At 74.7% G+C, this 18,252-nt stretch carries 14 protein-coding genes and 1 pseudogene; 6 read left to right on the top strand and 9 right to left on the bottom strand.

Features of this window, described 5'->3' with window-relative positions; all coding sequences use genetic code 11:
• Nucleotides 1–29 precede the first annotated feature (29 nt).
• Nucleotides 30–992 (top strand): LysR family transcriptional regulator, encoded by a 963-nt coding sequence (locus IE326_RS18590; RefSeq protein WP_150228010.1) that lies wholly within the window; start codon nucleotides 30–32, stop codon nucleotides 990–992.
• A 27-nt stretch (nucleotides 993–1,019) separates the two neighbouring features.
• Here the strand turns inward: IE326_RS18590 and IE326_RS18585 are convergent, their stop codons facing one another.
• The 4 genes from IE326_RS18585 to IE326_RS18570 all read right to left on the bottom strand — a co-directional run bounded on the left by IE326_RS18585 (nucleotide 1,020) and on the right by IE326_RS18570 (nucleotide 4,296).
• Nucleotides 1,020–1,850 carry a pectate lyase gene (locus IE326_RS18585; RefSeq protein ID WP_190042080.1) on the bottom strand — a complete coding sequence of 277 codons (831 nt, stop codon included), beginning with the start codon at nucleotides 1,848–1,850 and terminating at the stop codon, nucleotides 1,020–1,022.
• Nucleotides 1,847–2,689, bottom strand: coding sequence for an EI24 domain-containing protein (locus IE326_RS18580; protein WP_150228012.1), 843 nt, complete (start codon nucleotides 2,687–2,689; stop codon nucleotides 1,847–1,849). Before IE326_RS18580 ends, IE326_RS18585 begins: the two co-directional genes overlap by 4 nt.
• Before the next feature lie 100 nt (nucleotides 2,690–2,789).
• Nucleotides 2,790–3,212: an organic hydroperoxide resistance protein gene (locus IE326_RS18575; RefSeq protein ID WP_150228013.1), complete on the bottom strand. Its 423-nt coding sequence runs from the start codon at nucleotides 3,210–3,212 to the stop codon at nucleotides 2,790–2,792.
• Nucleotides 3,213–3,276: 64 nt separating this feature from the next.
• Nucleotides 3,277–4,296, bottom strand: a complete 1,020-nt coding sequence (locus tag IE326_RS18570) for an NADP-dependent oxidoreductase (protein ID WP_150228014.1) — start codon at nucleotides 4,294–4,296, stop codon at nucleotides 3,277–3,279.
• Between the two features lie 94 nt (nucleotides 4,297–4,390).
• Here IE326_RS18570 and IE326_RS18565 point away from each other — a divergent pair, with 94 nt between their 5' ends.
• Nucleotides 4,391–4,825 carry a MarR family winged helix-turn-helix transcriptional regulator gene (locus IE326_RS18565; protein WP_150228015.1) on the top strand — a complete coding sequence of 145 codons (435 nt, stop codon included), beginning with the start codon at nucleotides 4,391–4,393 and terminating at the stop codon, nucleotides 4,823–4,825.
• A 25-nt stretch (nucleotides 4,826–4,850) separates the two neighbouring features.
• On the opposite strand, the gene IE326_RS18560 is transcribed toward IE326_RS18565, so the two are convergent.
• Complete coding sequence (locus IE326_RS18560) at nucleotides 4,851–5,921, bottom strand: SCO2400 family protein (protein WP_190042079.1); 1,071 nt, start codon at nucleotides 5,919–5,921, stop codon at nucleotides 4,851–4,853.
• Nucleotides 5,922–6,354: 433 nt separating this feature from the next.
• On the opposite strand from IE326_RS18560, the pseudogene IE326_RS18555 reads away from it, so the two are divergent.
• The 4 genes and pseudogenes from IE326_RS18555 to IE326_RS18540 all read left to right on the top strand — a co-directional run.
• Nucleotides 6,355–7,383: pseudogene (locus IE326_RS18555) on the top strand (rod shape-determining protein); the annotation flags it as partial.
• Nucleotides 7,384–7,533: 150 nt separating this feature from the next.
• Nucleotides 7,534–8,976: a sensor histidine kinase gene (locus IE326_RS18550; RefSeq protein ID WP_229915394.1), complete on the top strand. Its 1,443-nt coding sequence runs from the start codon at nucleotides 7,534–7,536 to the stop codon at nucleotides 8,974–8,976.
• A 255-nt stretch (nucleotides 8,977–9,231) separates the two neighbouring features.
• Nucleotides 9,232–10,416 (top strand): MFS transporter, encoded by a 1,185-nt coding sequence (locus IE326_RS18545; RefSeq protein ID WP_150232664.1) that lies wholly within the window; start codon nucleotides 9,232–9,234, stop codon nucleotides 10,414–10,416.
• Between the two features lie 57 nt (nucleotides 10,417–10,473).
• A complete protein-coding gene (locus tag IE326_RS18540) occupies nucleotides 10,474–11,928 on the top strand; it encodes an acyl-CoA synthetase (RefSeq protein WP_190042077.1) in 1,455 nt (484 codons plus the stop codon).
• A 49-nt stretch (nucleotides 11,929–11,977) separates the two neighbouring features.
• Here the strand turns inward: IE326_RS18540 and IE326_RS18535 are convergent, their stop codons facing one another.
• From IE326_RS18535 to IE326_RS18520, 4 genes are all read right to left on the bottom strand, one after another.
• A complete protein-coding gene (locus tag IE326_RS18535) occupies nucleotides 11,978–15,658 on the bottom strand; it encodes a S8 family serine peptidase (protein WP_190042076.1) in 3,681 nt (1,226 codons plus the stop codon).
• A gap of 179 nt (nucleotides 15,659–15,837) precedes the next feature.
• Complete coding sequence (locus tag IE326_RS18530) at nucleotides 15,838–17,094, bottom strand: MFS transporter (protein ID WP_150228020.1); 1,257 nt, start codon at nucleotides 17,092–17,094, stop codon at nucleotides 15,838–15,840.
• On the bottom strand, nucleotides 17,091–17,585 hold the full coding sequence (locus tag IE326_RS18525) for a GNAT family N-acetyltransferase (protein WP_190042075.1): 495 nt from the start codon (nucleotides 17,583–17,585) through the stop codon (nucleotides 17,091–17,093). The genes IE326_RS18530 and IE326_RS18525 overlap by 4 nt, the downstream gene beginning before the upstream one ends.
• An 89-nt stretch (nucleotides 17,586–17,674) precedes the next feature.
• A complete protein-coding gene (locus IE326_RS18520) occupies nucleotides 17,675–18,160 on the bottom strand; it encodes a MarR family winged helix-turn-helix transcriptional regulator (RefSeq protein ID WP_190042074.1) in 486 nt (161 codons plus the stop codon).
• Nucleotides 18,161–18,252 lie beyond the last annotated feature (92 nt).

Below are 18,252 nucleotides of genomic sequence, written 5' to 3'. Positions count from 1 at the left end.
GGTCGCGCGGCGCTGCGTACGCTGCTGAGATGCAGCTGGAGTTGAGGCATCTGGAAGCCGTCTGCCGGATAGCGGAGGCGGGCAGTCTGGGCCGGGCGGCACTCCGGCTCGGCGTCTCGCAGCCGGCGCTCTCGGCCCAGCTGAAGCGGATCGAGCGGGTCGCCGGCGGGGAGCTCTTCCTGCGCGGCCGGCACGGTGTGGAGCCCACTCCGCTGGGCGAGTTCGTCCTCTCCAAGGCCCGGCTGGTGCTCGGCGAGATGGACGCCCTGGCGGCCGGGGCGCGGGCCGTCGACCCGGACACCCCGCTGCGGCTCGGCTGCATCCTGCTCGTCCTCGTCGACAAGCTGCTGGGGCGGCTCGACCAGGTCGTCGCGGGCCGGGAGATCTCGGTGACCGTGGAGCAGTCCGCGACGACGCTGACCCGGCAGCTCGGCGCGGGCCGGTACGACGCGGTGCTGTACGGCGAGGTCAACGACCACGAGGTGCCGCTGCCGCAGGGGACGACGGCCCGCACCCTGGTGGCCAAGGAGCCGTTCTGCGTGCGGCTCTCGGCGGAGCACCGGCTCGCGGCGAAGGAGCGGATCGCGCTGGCCGAGCTGGCGGACGAGTCCTGGATGACGCTGGTGGAGGACGACGACGGGGGGCCGGAGGCGCTCGTCGCCGCCTGCGAACGGGCCGGTTTCACCCCGGCCCTGCGGCACCGGGTCGCCGACCGGAAGATCCACTACGACCTGATCGCCTCGGGCCGCGCGATCTCCCTCAGCCAGCCGACCGCCCCGCCCACCGAGGGCACGGTCCTCCGCCCCCTGGAGGGCGACCCGGTCACCGGCCGCATCCGCCTCGCCTGGAACCGCTCCGCGGTCTCCGCCCGGCACGCGGAGCTGCTGTACCGGGCGGCGGCCGAGGCCTATCTGGCGAACGTCGCCAACAACGCCTTCCACCAGGACTGGTGGGACGCCCGACCGGAACTGCATCCGGTCCTGGGGGACTGACCCGGCGGACCGACCCGGCGGACCGCTCTAGTCGTACGAGACGTCGGAGGCCGTGTAGCGGCAGGTGGTGCCGTCGGGGCCGGTGCCGGTCTCCACGGGCTCCTTGCCGGTGCTGTTGCCGGTGAAGCGGGTGCAGGGCCTGATCTTCTTCTTGGTGTCGCCGTGGATCCGGACGTTCCGGAGGGCGGCGGTGTCGCCGTGGTTGGCGTTGACGCCGACGATCGACTTGCCGGGGGCGGTGATGTCGACGTCGCTGACGACGACGGTGCGCTTGTACTGCTTCTTGCAGTTGCCGCAGGAGCGGACGAGCTTGCCGAAGTCGGAGACCTGGAACTTGGTGACGACGAGCTTGCCGGCGCCGTTGAACTGGAAGACCTTGTCGGAGGCGCCGCGGGCGCCGCCGCCGTAGACGGTGTGGACGGCGTTCGCCGAGGTGCCCTTGAAGGTGGCGGCGTCCTCGCCGACGTTCTCCCACCAGACGTTCTGGAGGGTGCAGCTGCCCAGGCAGTGGACGCCGTCGGCGGCGGGGGTGCCGAGCACGACGTTCTTGAGGGTGGCGCCGTCCTCCAGGACGAAGAGCGGCGGCTGGTTCTCGTCCTGGCCGTCGGAGCCGAGGTCGCCGGTGCCGGAGAAGCGCCTGAGCCTGCCGTCGTAGGTGCCGGAGACCTCGATGGTGGCGGGGACCGGCCTGTCCCCCTTGGCCGCGGGCCAGGCGGGGACGGCGGCGGGGGCCGCGGGGGCCGCGCCCGCCGGGGCGAGCAGGTCGCTCGCGACGAGGGCGCCGGCGGTGATCCCGAAGGCGGCCAGGCCGCCGACGAGTGCCCTGCGGCGGCCGGTCCTGCGCTTGTGTGACGTCATGGGTGACTTCCTCCGTGGGGGATGTGGTGCACCCCCTGGTCGCCGCCCGGGGAGGAAAGGTTGCCGTGTTCTTGATCGTTTTCTTCGCCGGTCCCGTCGCCCGTCTCGCCGCGCAGGTCGCGGGCCATGAGGGTGGCGCCGGCGACGGCGCCGGGCATCAGGAAGACGGCCACGAAGGGGACGACGAAGACGAGGGCCAGCGGGACGCCGAAGCCGAGGGCGGCCCCGCGCCGGCCGCGCAGCAGCGCCAGGCGCTCCTTGAGCTCCACGCCCCGGCGCTGGAGGGCGACGGCGGTCAGCTCCTCGGTGAGGAAGAAGCCGGAGACGCAGAAGCCGAGGGCGGGGACGACGGTCTGGCCGACGACGGGGATGAAGCCGCAGGCGAAGAGGAGCACCGCGTAGAAGGCGACCCGGAGCAGCACCCGCAGGCTGTCGCGGGCGGAGATCAGCAGCTCGCGCCAGAGCGGCAGACCGGACTCGGGGACCTCGCCGCCCTGGCTGCGGTCGACGTCCTCGGAGAGGGTCTCGTAGAAGGGCTGGCCGATGAGGAGGGTGACGGCGGTGAAGGTGACGACGGCGAGGAAGACGCCGAAGCCGACGAGGAGGGCCGTCATGGCGTTGCGGAAGATGTCCCGCCACAGGTCGGACCAGTCGTCGGCGACGGGGGTCGCCCAGGCCACCAGCTCGGTCGCGTTGAAGGCGAGGAGGCCCAGCGCGGCGACATAGAGGACGAGCGCCACCAGACCGGGCAACAGCCCGAAGCCGAACCGGCGTCCGTGCTGCGCCACCCACTTCTGGCCCTGGACCAGATGACCGAAACCCACCCCGAAATCACGCATGCGGGCAGCCTATCGGGACAGATCGCCCGGTCCGCACGCACGTGCGGGCCGCACCCCGGTCGGTGGGGGTGCGGCCCGCACGCCGTGCGTCCGGCGTGGCTCAGACGGCGAGCTCGACCGTGATGTTGCCGCGGGTCGCCTTGGAGTACGGGCAGACCTGGTGGGCCTTCTCGATCAGGCTCTTGGCGGTCTCGGCGTCCACGTTCGGGATGGAGGCCGAGATCTTGACGATGATGCCGAAGCCGTCATCGTTCTTGCCGATGCCGACCTCGGCGGTGACCGTCGAGCCGGAGATGTCCGCGTTCTCGTTCCGCGCGACGACGCCGAGGGCGCCCTGGAAGCAGGCGCTGTAGCCGGCCGCGAAGAGCTGCTCGGGGTTGGTGCCCTCGCCGGAGCCGCCCATGGCCTTGGGCGGGTTGACGACGACGTCGAGCTTGCCGTCGTCCGTGGCGACGCGGCCGTCACGGCCGTTCTCCGCGGTGGCGACGGCGGTGTAGAGAACCTCGGAGTGCTGGATGGACATGCTGGTTTCCGCTTTCTTCTTCCCGTCTCGACTCGCGCCCACGATCGCGACGGCTGGGGGAAGCCTACCGGTCCAGCGAGACGATCATCTTTCCGGTGTTGTCGCCGCGGAGCAGACCGAGGAAGGCGTCCACGCCGCTCTCGATGCCCTCGGCGAAGGTCTCGCGGTACTTCAGCTCGCCGGAGCGCAGCCAGCCGCCGACCTCCTCGACGAACTTCTGCTGGAGGCCGTAGTGGTCGCCGACCAGGACGCCCTGGAGGCGGAGCCGCTTGCCGATGATCAGCGCCATGTTGCGCGGGCCGGGGACCGGCTCCGTCTCGTTGTACTGCGCGATCATGCCGCAGATGGCGGCGCGGCCGTGCACGTTGAGCGAGGAGATCGCGGCCTCCAGGTGGTCGCCGCCCACGTTGTCGAAGTAGACGTCGATGCCGTCCGGGGCGGCCTCGCGGAGCTGGTCGCGGACGGGGCCGTTCTTGTAGTTGAAGGCGGCGTCGAAGCCGAGCTCCTCGACCAGCCACTTCACCTTCTCGTCGGAGCCGGCCGAGCCGATGACGCGGGAGGCGCCCTTCAGCCTGGCGAGCTGGCCGACCTGGCTGCCGACCGCGCCGGCCGCGCCGGAGACGAAGACGGCGTCGCCCTCCTTGAAAGAGGCGGTCTCGAAGAGGCCCGCGTAGGCGGTGAGGCCGGTCATGCCGAGCACGCCGAGGTACGTGGAGAGCGGGGCGAGCTCCGGGTCCACCTTGGTGGCGTGCTGGGCGGGCACGGCGGCGTACTCACGCCAGCCGAGGCCGTGCAGGACGTGGTCGCCCTCGGCGAAGCCCTCCGCGTTCGACGCGACGACGACGCCGACCGCGCCGCCGTCCATCGGGTGGTCGAGCTTGAACGGCGGGACGTAGGACTTCACGTCGTTCATCCGGCCGCGCATGTACGGGTCGACCGAGAAGTGGAGGTTCCGCACCAGGATCCGGCCTTCGGCGGGCGCCTCGACCGGGACCTCGCGGAGGGCGAAGTCGGTGGGGGCGGGCCAGCCGTTCGGGCGGGCGACGAGGTGCCATTCGCGGCTGGTGGCGGGCAGAGCGGTCATCGGCGGGACCTCCGGAGGGGAAAAGCTTCACTTGATGAAACAACCATGCGCCTGAATATTTCATGTTGTCAAGCATCGGAGTACGATGGCGCCCATGCCCACCTCACACAGCGACCCCGTGACCCTCGAAGTCGTCGAGCTGATCGGCACGGTCGTGGCGCGCTACCACCAGGAGTACGAGGAGGCCGCCGCCTCGCACTCGCTGACCGGCGCGCAGGCCCGCGTCCTCGGGCTGCTCGCCCTGGAGCCCACGCCGATGCGGAAGATCGCCGAGAAGCTCAAGTGCGAGCCGTCCAACGTCACGGGGATCATCGACCGCCTGGAGTCCCGGGGCCTGGTCGAGCGGCGCCCCGACCCGGCCGACCGCCGGGTCAAACTGGCCGCCCCCACCGACGAGGGCCGGGACACCGCCCGCCGCCTGCGGGACTCGCTCCGCTTCGCGCGCGAGCCCCTCGGCGAGCTGACCGGCGTGGAGCGCACCCTGCTCCGGGACCTGCTGCGCCGGATGCTGGGCGAGGACGCGGCCTGACGTCCCCGAGGGGCGGGACGAGCCCCTACACGCACCACCACAGGAAGCGGGTGCAGGTCTCCGAGGGCTCCGGCGCGGGTGTCGTCGGCGCCGGGGCCGTCGCGGTGGGCCGGGCGCCGCCCGAGCCGGACGGGGCCGGGGCGGTGGGCGGGGCCGACGCGCTCGGCGCCCCGCCGGGCCGCTCGCCCTGCGGGGCGGCGGTGGGCGTCGGTGCGACCGGCGTCGTGGAGGAGGGCGCGGGAGTGCCGGACGGGGACGCGGCCGTCGCGGACGCGCCGCCGCCCCGCCCCGCGCCGGTCCCCGTACCCGTGCCCGTACCTGCGCCCGTACCCGTACCTGCGCCCGCGCCTGCGCCCGTACGCGTCCCAGTGCCCCCGCCCGTCCCGGAAGCTTCCCCGCGGGGCGCGCCCGTGCCGGAGCCGGCCCCCGAGCCCGTGCCGGCGGGGCGGGGGCGGCCGGTGGGCGCGGCCGGGCCCGACGGGGTCCCGGCGAGGCGGTCGCCGTCGCCCGCCCGCTCCTCCCGGGACTCCTCCCCGTCCGGGCTGCGGCTCGGCAGGGCGGGCGGCAGGGGGGTCTCGGTGACCTCCAGCTCCTCCACCGCCGTCGCGGAGCCGCCCTTCTCCTCCGGGTCCTCGAAGGCCGCCTGCGCCAGGCCCAGCGAACCGGCCGCGAGCACGAGGCCCAGCGTCCCCAGCACGACCGGCCGGCCGCGCGACCGCCTCCGGCGGCGCACCCGCCCGGCGGACCTCGGCGGCACGACCGGGTCCAGCTCGTGGACGTGCTCGGGAGCGAGCGGGGCGAGGGGGTCCGGGGAGGAGAAGGGGTCCTGGGCACCGAGGGGGCCGGGAGGGCGGAGGGGGCCCGGGGAGTGGAGAGGTTCCGGGGAGTGGAGAGGCTCGGGGGAGCCGAGGGGTCCTTCGGCGTACGGGGCCGGGTGGGGCTCCGCGTACGGCTCCGGTGTCGCGGCGGCCTCGTGGGGCGCCGGACGGGACGGGGGGTGGGGGGCGTCGTACCGCAGCCGCTCGACGGGAGTTCCGCACCCGGCACAGGCGAGGGCCCCGTTGAGATGCCTCCGGCACGCGTGGCAGTAGTCCATGGGGCTCGCAGGCTAGGACGGCCGGGGCGGCCCCGGGGAGGCGAGGACGTGAGGATCTTGTGAGGAAACCGCAGGTGAGCGCCGTGCCGTCATGATTCTCCCGGTTCGGCCCGACCCCGTACCCACCCCGACCCTGTCCCGGCCCCGACTCCGCCACGCTCCCCCGACCCTCCTCCGCCCCTCCCTCCGCCGCTTCCCCCGACCCGCCTCCGCCGCCCTCCCCCGGCCCTTCCTCCCCCCCCTCCTCGCCCCTTCCCTCGCCCCTTCCTCCACCACCCCCTCGCCCCTTCCTCCACCCCTCCCCGGCCCCCTCGCCCCACCCCGGGCGGCTCAGCTCAGCGCGCGCGGCGGGCCCGGCGGTCGCACGATGCGAACAGGGAACCCGAACCGCGACACCTCGCCCGTGTCAGCACCGCACCCCGGAGGATCCGCCGTGACCGTCAGCCTTGAGCAACTGCGCCGTTGCCACGTCGCCGTCGACCTGGGTGCCGCCCGCACCCGGGTCTTCGTCAAGGGGGCCGGGCTCGTCGTCGACGAGCCGAGCGTCGCCGCCGTCAACACCCGCACCGGAGCGCTGATCGCGGTCGGCGCCTTCGCCGAGAAGATGACCGGCCGGACCCCCGACTACATCCGGGTCGTGCGCCCGGTCTCCGGCGGCACCGTCGTCGACATCGAGATGGCCCAGCGGATGCTCCGCCACCTCCTCGGCGAGAAGCTGCGCCGCCAGCTGCGCCGCAAGCCCCGGCTGCGCGCCGCCGCCTGCACCCCGCACGACAGCGACCCGCTCGCCCAGCGCGCCGCCGTGGAGACCCTGGTGGGCCTCGGGGCGCGCCGGGTCGAGCTGGTCGACACGCTGATCGCGGCGGCCGTGGGCTGCGGGCTGCCGGTGGAGCAGCCGACCGCGACCATGATCATGGTGTGCGGGGCGGCGACGACCCAGGTCGCGGTGCTCTCGCTCGGCGCGATCGTGACGGCGGAGCGGATCCCGGTCGGCGGCGACGCCATCGACCACGCGATCATCCAGCACCTGCGCCACCACCACGAGCTGATGCTGCCCAGCCAGTCGGTGCGCCCGCTCCAGCTCGCGCTGAGCGGCAACGGCCTCACCCCGGGCGGGCCGGTCTCCACCGAGATCCACGGCCGGGACGTGGCCACCGGCCTGGCCCGCTCGGTCACCGTCGACACGGCGGCCGTGCGGGAGGCGATCCACACCCCGCTGACGGCGGTGCTCGACGGCATCGGGAAGGTGCTCCGGGACTGCCCGCCGGACCTCGTGGCCGACCTCGCCGACCGCGGGATCATGATGGTCGGCGGCAGCGCGCTGCTCCCGGGCCTGGACCAGATGCTGCGGGACGCCACCGGCATGCCGGTGCACATCGCCGAACGGCCCGACGTCTGCGCCGTGCTGGGCCTGGGCGCGATGCTGGAGGGCAAGGTCCAGCCGATGGTCCTCGACCCGCTGGGCGACCACCGCGGGCTCGCGGACGACTTCACCGACCGCGCCAGGGAGGACGGCCGGGAGAACGACCGGGACCGCGCGTTCGCCGACGACCTGACGGAGTGACCAATCCCGACATCACCCGATTCGTACGTGGATGAGACCATGGTGCTCATGGCTGAGGACGAGGAAGCGGAGCGGGAAGGGGAGCGGGAGCCGGAAGGCGAGCGGGCCCGGCTGCCGATGCTGCTCGAAGCCGTCCTCGGCGTCGGCACGGACCTCGAACTCCGGGCCACGCTCCAGCACATCGTGGACTCGGCGACCGGGCTCGTCGGGGCGCGCCGCGGGGCGCTGGGGGTCCTGGACCCCGAACGCCCCCGGCTCACCGGCCTCTTCACCACCGGGATGACCGAGGAGGAGCGGGCCCTCGTCCGGCGGCTCCCGGACGGCCCGCACGGGGAGCTCGGCGTCCCGATCCGGGTGCACACGCAGGTCTTCGGCCATCTGCACCTCTCCGGCAAGGCGGGCGGCTTCTCCGGGGAGGACCTGGCGCTGCTGCGGGTCCTCGCCGCCCAGGCGGGCATCGCCATCGGCAACGCCCGGCTCTACGAGACCGCCCGCCAGCGCGAGCGGTGGATCGAGGGCGCGGCGGCCGTCACCACGGCCCTGCTCACCGGCGAGTCCGCCGAGGACGCCCTGATGACCGTCGCCGAACAGGCCCGGATCCTCGCCGGGGCGGCGGCCGGGGTGATCCTCCAGCCCACCCCCGAGGGCGGGATGGAGATCGTCACCGCGTCCACCACGGAGGACCCCGGCGAGCTGGTCGGCACCACCATCCGGCCCGGCTCCGCCGTCCTCGTCCAGCTCCTCGGCGGGGAACCGGTCTTCATCGAGGACTCGGCCACCGATCCCCGGATGACCACGCCCGTCCGCTCCCGCTTCGGCCCGTCGATGATGCTGCCGCTGCGCAGCGGCGGGCGGCTGATCGGCACGCTGGCCCTCCCCCGCCGCCAGGGCGACGAGCCGTACTCGGCGGTGGACCGGCTGCTCGCCTCGCAGTTCGCCTCGCAGGCGGCGCTCGCGCTGGTCCTCGCGGACGCCCGGCACGACCGGGAGCGGCTGGCCGTCTTCGAGGACCGCGACCGGATCGCCCGCGATCTGCACGACCTCGTCGTCCAGCGGCTGTTCGCCACCGAGATGATGCTGGAGTCGACCCGCCGCAGGGGCGGCTGCTCCGCCGCGGAGGACGAGCTGCTGGGGCGGGCGGTGGACGAGCTGGACTCCACGATCCAGGAGGTGCGGACGGCGATCTTCGCCCTCCAGCAGCCGCCGGCCGACGCGCCGACGACCTTCCGGGGCCGGGTGCTGCGGGAGACCGGCGGGGCGGGGGTGCTGCTCGGCTTCCAGCCCTCGGTGCGGTTCGCCGGGGCGGTGGACACCCTCGTCGACGAGCCGGCCGCGCGGAAGCTGCTGGCCGCGCTGCGCGGGGCGCTGGCGGCGGCCCACCGGCGGCCCGGGATCGGGCGGATCACCGTGGACGTCGGCGTCGGCGACGGGGGCGCGTGGCTGCGCGTCGAGGACGACGGCACCCCGCCGGCGACGGTGACCTGGCCGTAGCCCGTACGCACGACGGACCGGGCGCCGCACGCGCAGCCCCCGCGCCGCACGCGCGCCCCCGCGCCGTACGCGCAGCCCCCGCGCCGTACGCGTGCCCCCGCGCCGTACGCGTACCCCCACGGCGTCCGTGCCCCCGTGACGACCGTGCCCCCGGACGGAGCAGTCCCGCGCGCCGGGGTCCTCCTCCGGATCTTGACTGGAGGGGTGAACCCCGACGCCAAGACCCCGACCGCGGCGGCCTACCGCAACCTGGTGATGGCCACCATCGGCTTCACGCTGACCTTCTGGGCGTGGGACCTGATCGCCCCCCTCGGCAGCTGGTACGGCGACCGGCTGGGGCTGAGCTCCTTCCAGCAGTCCTTCCTCGTCGCCGTGCCGGTGATCGTCGGCTCGCTGGGCCGCATCCCTGCGGGCGCGCTGACCGACAAGTACGGCGCGAAGCTGATGTTCCCGCTGGTCTCCGCGCTGACGATCGTCCCGGTGCTGCTGCTGATCGTGGTGAAGGACTCCTACGGCCTGATGCTCGTGGTCGGCTTCCTCCTCGGCCTCGGCGGCACGACCTTCGCCATCGGCATCCCGCTGGTCAACTCGTGGTTCCCGCCGGAGAAGCGGGGCCTGGCGCTCGGCGTGTTCGGCATGGGCATGGGCGGCGTGGCGCTCTCCGGCTACTTCACGCCGCGGATCGCCAAGCACGGCGAGAACCTGCCGTTCCTCGTGGTGGCCGTCGCGCTGGCCGTGTACGCGGTGCTCGCCGCCGTCCTCATCACCGACCGCCCCGACCGCCCGGTGCCGACCGCCTCGCTGGCGACCCGGCTGGGCTCGGCGGGGCGGCTGCGGGTGACGTGGGAGCTGTCGGCGCTGTACGCGATCGGCTTCGGCGGCATCGTGGCCTTCGGCGTCTACCTGCCGACGTACCTGAAGAACTGGTACGAGCTGGACCCGACCGACGCGGGCACCAAGGCGGCCGGGTTCGCCCTGGTGACGGTCGTCTTCCGGCCGCTCGGCGGCTGGCTGTCGGACCGGGTCCATCCGGCGATCGTGACGGCGTGGGCGCTCGGCGTCGTCGCCCTCCTCGCCGTCGTCCAGGCCTTCGACCCGGAGCTGAACCCGGTCGGCACGATCGCCCTGCTGATCATGGCGGCGGGCCTCGGCACCGCGAGCGGCTCGGTCTTCGCACTGGTCTCGCAGGTCACCCCGCAGGCCCAGGTGGGCTCCGTGACCGGCATCGTCGGCGCGACGGGCGGCCTCGGCGGCTTCGTCCCGCCGCTGGTCATGGGCGGGATCTACAGCGCCAAGGACTCGTACTCGATCGGCTTCATGCTCCTGTCCGACCTGGCGCTCGCGGGCTGCGTGTACGCGTACGGGCGGATGCGCGGGATCCGGCCGGACGGCGACGGGGCGGCGCCGGAGGCGACGAAGGTCACGGCCGGGACGTCCTGACGGCCCGGCAGAATGCCCCTCGGCAGCGGTTCCGACGCGACCCGAGGAGTACGACCGGTGAGTGCGCTCTTCCCGGCCCTGAGCAGTCCTTCCGACCGGCCCGCGCTGCGCTGCGGCCCGGACGTCCTCTCTTACGGGGAGCTCGCCCGGGCCGCCGGCGCGCTCGCCGCCCGGCTCGCCGGGTCCCGGCGGGTCGCCGTGTGGGCCGTGCCGACCGCCCGGACGGCGGTCGCGGTGGTGGCGGCGCTGCTCGCCGGCGTCCCCGCCGTCCCGCTCAACCCCCGCTCCGGCGAGCGGGAGCTGGCGCACGTCCTCGGGGACAGCGCGCCGGACGCGGTGCTCGCGGGGCCCGGGGACGAGCTGCCGGCCGCGCTCGGCGGCCTCCCCCGGATCGACGTGGAGCCGGCGGGGCCGGCCGGGAGCCCGGTGCTCCCGGACCCCGACCCCGAGACGACCGCCCTGGTCGTCTACACCTCCGGCACCACCGGCCCGCCGAAGGGCGTGCTGCTCTCCCGGCGGGCGGTCGCCGCCTCCCTCGACGCGCTCGCCGAGGTGTGGTCCTGGACGGCGGACGACGTCCTGGTGCACGGGCTCCCGCTGTTCCACGTGCACGGCCTGGTCCTGGGGGTGCTGGGTCCGCTGCGGCGCGGCGGCGAGGTCCGGCACCTGGGCGCCTTCTCCGTGGAGGGCGTCGTCCGGGAGCTGGGGGACGGCGGCACGATGCTGTTCGGCGTGCCGACCATGTACCACCGGCTCGCCGACGCCCTCCCCGGCGACCCGGCGCTGGTGGAGGCGCTGTCGGGGGCGCGGCTGCTGGTGTCGGGTTCGGCGGCGCTGCCGGTCCACGACCACGAGCGGATCGCGGCGGCGACGGGGCGGACGGTGGTGGAGCGGTACGGCATGAGCGAGACGCTGATGAACACGAGCGTGCGGCCGGGCGGGCCGCCGCGGCCCGGGACGGTGGGGACGCCGCTGCCGGGCGTGGAGGTGCGGCTCGTGGAGGAGGACGGCTCGGTGCTCGCCGGGTCGGACGGGGAGGCGGTCGGCGAGGTGCAGGTGCGCGGCCCGAACCTCTTCTCCGGGTACCTGAACCGGCCGGAGGCGACGGCGGAGGCCTTCGACGGGGATCCGGCCGGCGGCTGGTTCCGCACCGGCGACATGGCGGTCCGGGAGGCGGACGGCACGATCCGGCTGGTGGGCCGGAAGGCCACCGACCTGATCAAGAGCGGCGGTTACAAGATCGGGGCGGGCGAGATCGAGAACGCGCTGCTCGACCACCCGGGGGTGCGGGAGGCCGCGGTGACCGGGGAGCCCGATCCGGACCTGGGCGAGCGGATCGTGGCGTGGATCGTCCCGGCCGATCCGGCGGACCCGCCGGCGGACGCGGAGCTGGCGGACCACGTGGCCCGGCTGCTCGCCCCGCACAAGCGGCCCCGGGCGGTGCGGCTGCTCGACGCGCTCCCCCGCAACGACCTGGGGAAGGTGCTGAAGAAGCGGCTGCCGCAGGGGTGACGGCGGAGGGCCGGACCCGTGCGGATCCGGCCCTCCCCCGCGCGGCGGGTTACCTCACGCCGACCGCGTGGATCAGCTCCTGGGCGACGGAGCCGCCCCGGTCGTCGGTGGCCCCGGCCCGCAGCGAGACGGCCGCCGCGCCGGACGGGACGCGGAGCTCACCGGTCCAGGAGGCGCCGCGGCCCTTGCGGAGGGAGACCCCCCTCCAGGTGGCGCCGTCGTCGTAGGAGACCTCCAGGCGGCCGCCGGTGATCGTGCCGGTGCCGGTGGCGCCCTTCACGTACTCGGCGGAGACGCCGACGGGGACCCGGGCGCCGGCCCGGACGTTCCCGTACAGGTCGGTGTCGAGGTCGAGGCCGAGGTTGAGCATCGGCAGGTAGGTGAAGCGGTCGGCCGGGGTCTCGGCGGAGCGGACGGTCCACTCGCTGCGGCCCTCGGTGCCGAGGCGCCAGCGGGCGGGGTCGAGGGCGGTCTCGGTGACGACCTGGTACGTGGCCTCCTGCGCGGGCGCGTCCCAGATGGTGTAGCCGGAGCCCGTCCTGCGGCCCTGCGACACCCCGTCGACGAACACCTCGGTGGTCTGGGTCATGGTGTCGTCGCCCCACACGTCGCCGAAGCCGGTGTGGTCGGGGCCGGAGTCGCCCCAGCCGGGGGTGTTGAACCGGACGGTGTCGCCGCTCCGCTGCTGGCCCCAGCCGAGGCCGGTGCCGAGCCAGGGGTGCCAGACGGGGCCGAACCAGTCGAGGCGGACGGTGGAGCCGCCGCGGTACACGGAGCGGCCGCCGCGCTCCTCCAGGGAGGTGCCGAGGTCGACGGACTCGTGCCACTGCTGGCCGGTGCCGGTGGAGACGTACTCGGTGCGCTCGGCGGGGAAGGCGATCCGCTCCTTGAAGCCGACGCCGACCGGGAAGGCGTCGGTGAGGGAGTAGCGGAACTCGCCGCCGTCCTCCTTCCGCCCGGTGGGCGCGTGGAAGGCGGAGCGGACGGTGGCCAGGTCGCGCTCGCCGGGGCGGTACGCCAGGTCGGTGCCGATGCTGCCGGGGTGGCCCTCGGAGAGGTCGTAGGTGTACGGGGTGAAGCGGGTGCCGGTGAGGTCGAGGCGGGTGCCGCGGGCGGCGCCGGCGGCGAGCCGGGCGGCGTCGGCGCGGTTCACGGTGGCGACGGCGAGCGGGCGGTCCTCGTAGTCGGCGGTGCCGAACCACTTCATCAGCCGGCCCGCGGCGTCGTCGGTGACGACCAGGGCCTTCGCCCCGGCGTCCTGCGCGGCCTGGGCGACCTCGGCCGGGTCCGCGCCGGGGGCGAGGCGGACGAGGACGGCCTTGCCGGTGACGTCCGTGCCCGCGTACTCGGCGGGGGTGCCGGTGCCCGCGTCGGCGAGGCCGAGGCGGTGGCGGCCTTCGAGGAGGCCGGCGCCCGCCTGCGGGCGGAGGTCGGCGAGGCGGACGCCGTCGACGCTCGCCTCCAGGACGGGCTTGCCGAGCCGCCAGGCGGTCCGGTACTCGAAGGAGCCGGTGGTGACGGGCGCGGTGGGCGCGGCGAAGATCGAGTCGTAGGTGAGGGGCACCTGCACGATGTCGGTGTAGGAGACGCCGTTCGCCTCGCGGTCGTACTCCATGAGGAGCTGGCGGGTCTCGGTGCGCCTCTCGACCTCGGCGCGGATCTCGCGCAGCTTCCGGCCGTCGAGGGTGATCTCGCGGTCGCGGTCGAGGACGACCTCGGGGGCGGTCAGGAAACCGAGGCCGAGGGAGTCGGCGCCGTGGGAGCCGCGCACGTCGAGGAAGGTGTCGACGGTGTACGTGCCGGGCTTCAGGCGGAGTTCCAGGGTGCCGGACCCGCCGACGGAGGCCGGGAAGGGGTCGTCGCCGGAGGTGAGGTTCCGCAGGCCGAGGCCCGTGGCGGCGGGGGCGCCGTCGCGGTCCTTGACGTGGACGGTGAGGGTGTGGCGCTCCTCCTCCTTGACCAGGCCGAGGGCGGTGTGGGCGACGGGGACGCCGCCGGCGGCGGCGGTGATCCGGCCGGAGCTGGTGCCGACCGGGGCGCCGGTGCCGTCGCCGGTGACGGTGGTGGACGCGGTGCCGCGGGCGGGGACGGTGAGGACGGTGTCGGCGAGGGTGGCGGTGCCGGCGGGCATGCCCTCGACGGCGAGGGTCAGCTCGACCGGGGCGCCGGAGGAGTTGGCGTAGGTGACGGTCCGGGTGACCGGCCGGTTCGCCTCGTACGGCCAGGAGAAGAAGCCGAGGTCGGCGGAGCCGGTGGCGGTGACGTCCGCGGTGACGGCGGCGGCGACGTCGACGCGGCCCGCGCCGAGGTCGTACGCGGAGTCGGCCAGCGTCTTCGAGGTGGACATGAGGGCGTCCTTGAGCTGGGCGCCGGTCCAGTCGGAGTGCTTCTCGGCGAGGAGCGCGGCGACTCCGGCGACGTGCGGGGTCGCCATGGAGGTGCCGTTCATCGAGGTGTAGAGACCGGTGCCCGCGGTGAGCCCGGAGCGGGCGGCGAGGATGCCGACGCCGGGCGCGGAGAGGTCGGGCTTGAGGGCCTGGTCGCGGTGGCGGGGGCCCTTGCTGGTGAAGTAGGCGGCCTCGTCGGCGGAGTCGACGGCGCCGACGGTGAGGGCGGAGTCGGCGGCGCCGGGCGAGCCGATGCTGCCGGGGGCGCCGGAGTTGCCCGCGGCGACGACGAAGAGGGCGCCGGTCTCGGCCGAGAGGGTGTTCACGGCCTGGGCCATCGGGTCGGTGCCGTCGCTGCCCTCCGGGGAGCCGAGGCTCATCGACACGATCTTCGCGTCGACGTCCTCGGCGGCCCACTCCATGCCGGCGATGATCTCCGACTCGGAGCCGTAGCCCTCGTCGCTGAGGACCTTGCCGACGGCGAGGGTGGTGCCGGGGGCGACGCCCTTCTCCCTGCCGCCGGAACCGGCGCCGCTGCCGCCGACGGTGGAGGTGACGTGGGTGCCGTGGCCGTTGCGGTCGGCGACCTCCTGGCCGGCGATGAAGGACTTCGACTCGGTGATCCGGCCGGCGAGGTCGGGGTGGGAGGCGTCGACGCCGGTGTCGAGGACGGCGACCTTGACGCCCTTGCCGGTGAGTCCGGCCTCCCATGCCTTCGGGGTGCCGATCTGGGCGTTGGAGTCGGCCATGGCGGCCTTCACCCGGGCGTCCAGCCACACCTTGGCGGGGGCGGCCGTGCGGGCGGCGGCCCTCCCGGTGAAGGACTGCCAGAAGGCGGCCGGGTCGGTGGCGGTGACGGCGGCGCCGCCGACGCTGGGCAGCGCGCGGACGGTCTCGGTGCCGCGCGGGGCGGCGGCGGGCGCGGTCCGGGCGTTCTTCCCGCCGTACGTGACGATCAGCGGGAGCGCGCCGGTGACGCCCTGCTCGGCGAGGCCGGTGACGTCGAAGAGGCGCGGGTCGAGGGCGCCGGAGTCGAGGTAGCGGCGGGCCTCGTCGGGGACGACCGTGATCCGGCCGTCGGCGACCCGGGTGCGGACGGCGCCGGTGGCGCCCTTCGCCCGGTCGACGGTGACGGTCCGCCGCCCGCCGTCGAGGCCGGTGAGGGTGACCCGGTCGCCGGTGACGAGGGTGACGGTGGTGGACGCGGCCGGACCCGTGGAGGTGCCGGGCACGGCGGCGGCCGCGGCGCCCGGCGCGGCGGCGGTCTGCCCGGCCGAGAGCATCACGAGGGAGACGCCGACGGCGATCAGCCCGGCCCTTCCTCTGGTCGGCGGTGCGGTCATCGAACGACTCCTCGCGGGCCCGGGGCTCGGGGGTGTGGGTTCCGGATCCGCGAGGAGTCTGGTCCGTGGGGCGGGAGTTGACTCCCGTTCCGGCTGGCGGCTATGTGCCGTGGCGGCCAACCGCCAGTCTGCCGGGGGTGGTTCGGGACGGTAACGTCCGTAACCGCCCCCGGCCGGGCTCAGGGCTTCGGGTCGTGGGCGTCGTAGCGCCGGAAGCCGCGGGCGTACAGCGCGAAGACGGCGATGGCGAGGACGCAGGCGAGTCCGCCGCCGGTGATGGCGACCGCCGGCGAGGTGAGGCCGGCGACGGAGCCGGCCACGAAGTCGCCGAGCCGGGGGCCGCCCGCGACGACCACGATGAAGACGCCCTGGAGGCGGCCGCGCATCTCGTCCGGGGCGGCGACCTGCATCATCGTGTTCCGGAAGATCATCGAAGAGGTGTCGGCGTAGCCGGCGGCGGCCAGGCAGAGCAGCCCGATCCAGAGGTTCCGGCTGAGGCCGAACGCGGCGATCGCGAGGCCCCAGGCGGCGACGGCGACGAGGATGGCCTGCCCGTGGTGGCGGATCCGGCCCTGCCAGCCGGAGACCACCCCGCCCATCAGCGCGCCGAACGCGGGCGCGGCGACGAGGAGTCCGGTGGTCTTCGCGTCGCCGCCGAACCAGAGCGCGGCGACGGCCGGGAAGAGCGCCTTCGGCTGGGCCAGGATCATCGCGAAGAGGTCGGAGACGAAGGTGGCGCGCAGGTTGGGGCGGGTGCCGAGGAAACGCAGCCCGTCGAGGACGGAGGCGCGCCTGGCCCCGGTGTGCTCCGGCGGCATGGCGGGCAGGCGCCACATCGCGTACAGGCTCGCGGAGAAGGCGAGGGCGTCGATGGTGTAGGCCGTCTGGTAGCCGGCGAGGCCCACGATCACGCCGCCGAGGCTGGGGCCGACGAGGGTGCCGAAGGTCATGACCATGGAGTTGAGCGCGTTGGCGGCGCGCAGCTGCTCCGGCGGGATCAGGCGGGGGATCATCGCGCTGCGGGCGGGCGAGTTGAGGGCGGCGCAGACGGCCTGGAGGGCGACGATCGCGTAGAGGAACCAGACGCGGTGGAAGCCGGCGAAGGCGGCGGCGGCGAGCGCGGCGGAGAGGACGGCGGAGCCGGTGGCGCCGGCCAGGCCGAGGGCGCGGCGGTCGACGGTGTCCGCGATGGCCCCGCCGTACAGGCCGAAGACGACGAGCGGGACGAGGGAGCAGAGGCCGACGAGGCCGACCGAGAAGGCCGAGCCGGTGATGTCGTACACCTGGAGGGAGACGGCGAGGGCGGTCATGCCCTGGCCGATCCAGGAGACGGTGTTCCCGAACCAGAGGCGGCGGTAGTCGGCGGAGGTGCGCAGCGGGGTGAGGTCGGCGAAGATCCGCCGCTTCTCCTCCTGCGGCGATTCGACGGCGGTCACGCGGCGTCCGCGCCGGGTCCGGCGGGGGCGGCAGGGGCGTCGGGTCCGGTGAGGTCGTAGCTCAGCTCGGGGCGGTCCCAGAAGACGCGGCCGGAGGCGGCGACGGTGCCGGTGCGGCGGGCGCCGGTGCGCAGGTAGAACTCCTCGGCGGGCGGGTGGGCGACGACCCGGACGGCGGTGAGCCCGGCGGCGCGGGCCTCGCCGGTCATGTGCTCCATCAGCCGGCGTCCGATGCCGAGCCCCTGGGCGTCGTCGGCGACGAAGGCGAGGTCGAGCTCGGCCTCGTCGAGGAGGAGCGCGTAGAAGCCGAGGACGCGGCCGTCGGCGTCGACGGCGACGTGGACCGGGTGGTGCTCGACGTAGGCGCCCCCGACCCGGTAGCCGTCGACCATGACGGCGTACGGGCCCCGGTAGGCGCCGGAACCGCGGACGAGCCGGGTCAGGCGGGCGGAGTCGGCCGCGGTGGCGCGGCGGATGGTGATCTCGGACATGACCCGAGTATAGGAGTGCTCTTTTTATTCGACCCTTACATTTTGATGAAGGGAGGCGGACCCGGGGCCGGCGCCACGCCCCGCCGCCGTCAGCCGCAGGAGGGGCGCAGCTCGTCGGGGTCGAGGCCGTCCAGGCGGGCGGCGAGGGCGGTGAGCCGTTCGCGCAGGTCGGTGATGTCCGCGAGGTCGAGACCGGTGGCGGCGCCGATCCGGCGGGGCACCCCGAGGGCCCGCTCGCGCAGGGCGGCGCCCTCCGCGGTGACGCGGACGGTGACGGACCGCTCGTCCTCGGCGCTGCGCCTGCGCTCGACGTGTCCGGCCGCCTCCAGCCGCTTGAGCAGCGGCGACAGGGTGCCGGAGTCGAGCCGCAGCCGCTCGCCGATCCCCTTGACGGGCAGTTCGCCGTGCTCCCAGAGGACGAGCATGACGAGGTACTGGGGGTAGGTGAGCCCGAGCTCCTTGAGCGCCTCGCGGTAGACGCCGTTGAAGGCGCGGGCGGCGGCGTGGAGCGAGAAGCAGATCTGCCGGTCGAGCCGGAGGAACTCCTCGTCGGGGAGGGTGTCGAGCGCGTCCATGGGTCCAGGATACAAGGAGGCCACTCGCACGCCATTGAGTTGTGCACAACTGAATAGTGCGCTACTAATGGTTCCACGGGCCGGGCCACCGG

It is taken from the genome of Streptomyces filamentosus (assembly GCF_014654895.1).
GTDB lineage: Bacteria > Actinomycetota > Actinomycetes > Streptomycetales > Streptomycetaceae > Streptomyces > Streptomyces filamentosus.
This window is presented reverse-complemented; position numbering and strand designations above follow the sequence as displayed.

Bases quoted from the DNA above. Each gene is read 5' to 3' on its own strand.
- IE326_RS18590 (WP_150228010.1), top strand. From the start codon at position 30: ATGCAGCTGGAGTTGAGGCATCTGGAAGCCGTCTGCCGGATAGCGGAG.
- IE326_RS18525 (WP_190042075.1), bottom strand. From the start codon at position 17,585: ATGTCCGAGATCACCATCCGCCGCGCCACCGCGGCCGACTCCGCCCGC.
- IE326_RS18550 (WP_229915394.1), top strand. From the start codon at position 7,534: ATGGCTGAGGACGAGGAAGCGGAGCGGGAAGGGGAGCGGGAGCCGGAA.
- IE326_RS18570 (WP_150228014.1), bottom strand. From the start codon at position 4,296: ATGACCGCTCTGCCCGCCACCAGCCGCGAATGGCACCTCGTCGCCCGC.
- IE326_RS18565 (WP_150228015.1), top strand. From the start codon at position 4,391: ATGCCCACCTCACACAGCGACCCCGTGACCCTCGAAGTCGTCGAGCTG.
- IE326_RS18585 (WP_190042080.1), bottom strand. From the start codon at position 1,850: ATGACGTCACACAAGCGCAGGACCGGCCGCCGCAGGGCACTCGTCGGC.
- IE326_RS18575 (WP_150228013.1), bottom strand. From the start codon at position 3,212: ATGTCCATCCAGCACTCCGAGGTTCTCTACACCGCCGTCGCCACCGCG.
- IE326_RS18520 (WP_190042074.1), bottom strand. From the start codon at position 18,160: ATGGACGCGCTCGACACCCTCCCCGACGAGGAGTTCCTCCGGCTCGAC.
- IE326_RS18560 (WP_190042079.1), bottom strand. From the start codon at position 5,921: ATGGACTACTGCCACGCGTGCCGGAGGCATCTCAACGGGGCCCTCGCC.
- IE326_RS18535 (WP_190042076.1), bottom strand. From the start codon at position 15,658: ATGACCGCACCGCCGACCAGAGGAAGGGCCGGGCTGATCGCCGTCGGC.
- IE326_RS18545 (WP_150232664.1), top strand. From the start codon at position 9,232: ATGGCCACCATCGGCTTCACGCTGACCTTCTGGGCGTGGGACCTGATC.
- IE326_RS18580 (WP_150228012.1), bottom strand. From the start codon at position 2,689: ATGCGTGATTTCGGGGTGGGTTTCGGTCATCTGGTCCAGGGCCAGAAG.